This window comes from Massilia phosphatilytica, from assembly GCF_977014125.1.
This window is the reverse complement of sequence record NZ_CDRNIL010000085.1, coordinates 1-3540: the sequence shown is the minus strand read 5'-3', so window position 1 is coordinate 3540 and position 3540 is coordinate 1. Positions and strand designations below refer to the sequence as shown.

At 67.7% G+C, this 3540-nt stretch carries 6 protein-coding genes and 1 pseudogene; 4 read left to right on the top strand and 3 right to left on the bottom strand.

Annotated features, from left to right (window positions below):
• Positions 1 to 120: 120 nt before the first annotated feature.
• On the top strand, positions 121 to 711 hold the full coding sequence (locus ACWNCF_RS02990) for a hypothetical protein (RefSeq protein WP_449405957.1): 591 nt from the start codon (positions 121 to 123) through the stop codon (positions 709 to 711).
• 6 nt (positions 712 to 717) lie between these two features.
• A pseudogene (locus tag ACWNCF_RS02985) lies at positions 718 to 1224 on the top strand (SDR family NAD(P)-dependent oxidoreductase); the annotation flags it as partial.
• On the opposite strand, the gene ACWNCF_RS02980 reads toward ACWNCF_RS02985, so the two are convergent.
• A complete protein-coding gene (locus ACWNCF_RS02980) occupies positions 1176 to 1346 on the bottom strand; it encodes a hypothetical protein (RefSeq protein ID WP_449405959.1) in 171 nt (56 codons plus the stop codon). The pseudogene ACWNCF_RS02985 and the gene ACWNCF_RS02980 sit on opposite strands and share 49 nt — an antisense overlap.
• 104 nt (positions 1347 to 1450) lie before the next feature.
• Between ACWNCF_RS02980 and ACWNCF_RS02975 the strand changes: the two genes are divergently transcribed.
• Together ACWNCF_RS02975 and ACWNCF_RS02970 are read left to right on the top strand one after the other, a co-directional pair.
• Positions 1451 to 2716 carry a hypothetical protein gene (locus ACWNCF_RS02975; protein ID WP_449405958.1) on the top strand — a complete coding sequence of 422 codons (1266 nt, stop codon included), beginning with the start codon at positions 1451 to 1453 and terminating at the stop codon, positions 2714 to 2716.
• Positions 2709 to 2915 carry a hypothetical protein gene (locus tag ACWNCF_RS02970; protein ID WP_449405956.1) on the top strand — a complete coding sequence of 69 codons (207 nt, stop codon included), beginning with the start codon at positions 2709 to 2711 and terminating at the stop codon, positions 2913 to 2915. The genes ACWNCF_RS02975 and ACWNCF_RS02970 overlap by 8 nt, the downstream gene beginning before the upstream one ends.
• On the opposite strand, the gene ACWNCF_RS02965 is transcribed toward ACWNCF_RS02970, so the two are convergent.
• Positions 2908 to 3126: a hypothetical protein gene (locus ACWNCF_RS02965; protein ID WP_449405955.1), complete on the bottom strand. Its 219-nt coding sequence runs from the start codon at positions 3124 to 3126 to the stop codon at positions 2908 to 2910. The two genes, ACWNCF_RS02970 and ACWNCF_RS02965, sit on opposite strands and share 8 nt — an antisense overlap.
• A gap of 82 nt (positions 3127 to 3208) precedes the next feature.
• A partial coding sequence (locus ACWNCF_RS02960) for a hypothetical protein (RefSeq protein ID WP_449405954.1) occupies positions 3209 to 3540 on the bottom strand: 332 nt, incomplete at its 5' end.

Here is a 3540-nt window from a genome sequence, read left to right as displayed (position 1 = left end):
TCTCGTCTATTCGTTCAGTTACGTATTGCTAAGGTTAAAACGGAGGAGTTAGTTGGATGATCCAGCACCTGGCCGAGGATCCCGGACCGCATCGCGCAGTCCGGACGCAAGCCGAAGCGCGTGCCGTTCGTGCCGCCGGTGTCGCTCGTGAACGGCCTGTCGCTGCGCGCGTTCAACGAGGCCTACTTCCGCGCCAATACGTTCAAGGCCGGCTACGCCGTCGCGCACTTCGAAACATACACCTACCCGCTCGACAACCTGCACGACTGGAACCGCATGTACGGTCCGCGCGGGTTTTACCAGTACCAGAGCGTAGTGCCGCGCGCGGCCGGACGCGCCGCCATCCAGGCGATGCTGGCGGCGATCAAGGCGTCGGGACAGGGCTCGTTCCTGGCCGTGCTGAAAACCTTCGGCGACCGCGCGAGCCGCGGCATGATGAGTTTTCCGCAGCCCGGGGTCACGCTGGCCCTGGACTTTCCCAACCGCGGGGCGCAAACCGCAGCCCTGTTCGAACGCCTCGACGCCATCGTGCGCGACGCGGGCGGGCGCATCTACGCCGCCAAGGATGCGCGCATGCCGCGCGACCTGTTCGAATCGGGCTACCCGCGCCTCGCCGAATTCTTGCAATACCGCGACCCGGGCATCAGCTCGGCCATGTCGCGCCGTCTCGATAGGAAGCTGATATGCAGGATTCCCTCCAACGCATCGTGATCGTCGGTGCGACTTCTTCGATCGCCGAGCATTGCGCGCGCCTGCGGGCGACCAGGGGCCTGCGTCGCGCTGACGCTGGTCGGGCGCGACGCGGGCCGGATGGAACGCGTGGCCGCCGACCTGCGCGTGCGCAGCCCCGGCTCGAGCGTCACGGTCCGCACCGCCGACTTCTCCGACCCGCGCGCCATCCGCGCGCTGGCCGACGCCATCGTGGCGGACGGCATGCCGCGCCAGGTGCTGATCGCGCACGGCTCGCTGCCCGACCAGCAGCAATGCCAGCGCGACCTCGACGCCGCGTACGAAGCGCTCGACGTGAACGGCGTCTCGCCCGTGCTGTTCGCGGAAGCGTTCGCGGGCCACATGGAGCCGGCGGGCGGCGTCATCACGATCATCGGTTCCGTCGCGGGCGACCGCGGGCGCCGTTCGAACTATGTGTACGGCGCCGCCAAAGGCCTCGTCACGCGCTACGCGCAAGGCCTGCAGCGCCGCCTGGCCGGCAGCGGCAGCGCGTTGAAGGTCGTGCTGGTCAAGCCGGGTCCGACGGCGACGCCGATGACGGCGCGCCTGCCGCAGCGCGGCCTCGCGCCCGTCGAACAGGTGGCGCGCCTGATCGTGGATGGTTCCGCCGCCGGCAAGCCGGTGGTCTACGCGCCGGGCAAGTCGGTTCGTGATCATGATGATCATCCGCCACCTGCCGGCGTTCGTGCTCAACAAGATGAATATTTGAGCGAGCAGGCATATGCTGGATACCCGAGAACTGCCGCGCAGCGGCACCCTGTCCACCTCCGCCGCGCGCGGTGCGCCGCCATTCCTGACCTGGGCCGTACTGTTCCTGCTGATCGTCGCGGCGCTGACCGGCGTCGAATGGCACATGCTGCGTCACGTGAACCGCGAGGTCGGCGACTTCGCCGCCAACAGCCTGCTGATCCAGGACGCCAAGCGACTGCACCTCATCTACGGCAATTATTCGCGGGTCGGCTTCAACCATCCCGGCCCGGCGATCCTGTACGTGCTGGCCTTCGGGGAACTGGTGTTCCACGACTGGCTGCACCTCGTGCCCTCGCCGCTGTCCGGCCAACTGCTGGGCGGCATCTTGTACAACGCCGGCTGGATGGTGCTCATCTGCGCACTGGTGCGGCGCATCACCGGTGCGCTCGCGCCGGCGCTGCTGTTCACTGCCCTGCTCGTGCTGGGCGCAGCAATCAGCGACTACGCGATCGTGAACGGCATCTGGTTCCCGCATCTGTACTTCTTCCCGTACGCGGCGATGATCATCGCGATCGCACCGCTCGTATACGGCCGGGCCGACACGCTGAAAGCACTCGCCGTCGCCAGCGGCTTCCTGATCAACGGGCACGCTTCCTTCATTCCGATGCTGGGCCTGACCCTCATCGTCGTGCTGGCGGTGAACCTGCGTGTGTCGCGCCGCGACTGTTCGCTGCGCATCCTGTCGCGCGCCTGGTTTTCCCGCCACCGCGCCGATATCCGGGTGGCGTGCGGCATCCTGTTCCTGTTCTTCGTGCCTTTGCTGATCGCGACCATCACGGAGTGGCCGGGACCGCTGTGGGACTACATCAAGTTCGGCCGCGGTAACAAGGGCAATCACCTGCCCGACGCGCTGAAATTCGTCGGCGTGTACTGGCGCCTGGGTCTCGCATCCATGTGGGGGCTGTTGGCCATCCCGCTGCTCGCCGTGTTCCTGTTGAAGGACAGGCGCGTCGAGCCGGCCCGCTCGGACTTCGTGCGCGGCACGCGCGCGCTGGCCGTCACCTTCGGCGCCGCGACCCTCGCGCTGCTGTACTACGCCAAGGCCGGCGTCGACGACCTGAACCAGGTCTATATCGCCATCTTCTATTACTCCGGTGCCCGCGATGTGCGCGGCGCTCGTCGTACTGTACGCGTGCCGCGCCCTGGGTGCCCGCGCCGGGACCGTGGCCGCCGGCGTGCTGGCGGTTGCCGCGCTGGCCGGTTCGTGGCACTGGGTCCGGCAGGCACCGATGTATGAAGTCTTCTACAACCAGCCGGGCGTCGTGAACTTGTACGACAAGCTGCGCGCGCTGCCCGGCTGGTTGTCAGAAACCGAGTACATCGGTTGCCGAAGCCGAGTGCCGCGAACCGGCCGCGCGGCAACCGCCGCCGGCGGCCGCGTGCCGGCGCCGCCGGGCGCGGCGACGCGACGAGCGCCGCGTCGCGGCCTCAAGTAATGAAGATGGCGATAGCCTCGTTGCAGGTCGTCGACGCCGGGCCTTGGCGTGAGTGCGCGCGGCGCGAAGGTCGGCGCGAAGGTGACGGCCAGCGCGCGCGTGCGGCAACTCCGAGCGGGCCGGCTCGACGCGCCTGTCTGGACGGGAACTCGGCGAGCAGCGGGATGGCCAACAGCCCCCACATGAATGCGGAGACCAGGCGCCAGTACACGCCGACGAATTTGAAGTCATGCCCTTGTTACCGCGGCCGAACTTGATGTAGTCCCACAGCGGTCCCGGCCACTCCGTGATGGTCACAATCGCGAGCCACGAAGAACAGGAACGGATGCCGCGGACCAGCCGGATATGGCGGCGTCGGGGAGCCGAGGCGGCGACATGGGCGGCGGACGGTGACGTCGCCTCGCGTCGACCGCGACGATGAGGTCAGGCCCAGCATCGGAATGAAGGAAGCGTGCCCGTTGATCAGGAAGCCGCTGGCGACGGCGAGTGCTTTCAGCGTGTCGGCCCGGTCCGAGCGGTGCGATCGCGATGATCATCGCCGCGTACGGGAAGAAGTACAGATGCGGGAACCAGATGCCCGTTCCACGATCGCGTAGTCGCTGATTTGTCGCCCGGCACAAAGCAG

What these genes read in the sequence shown, in the direction of transcription:
- ACWNCF_RS02975 (WP_449405958.1), top strand. Translation starts at nt 1,451, where the DNA reads ATGCTGGATACCCGAGAACTGCCGCGCAGCGGCACCCTGTCCACCTCC.
- ACWNCF_RS02970 (WP_449405956.1), top strand. Translation starts at nt 2,709, where the DNA reads ATGTATGAAGTCTTCTACAACCAGCCGGGCGTCGTGAACTTGTACGAC.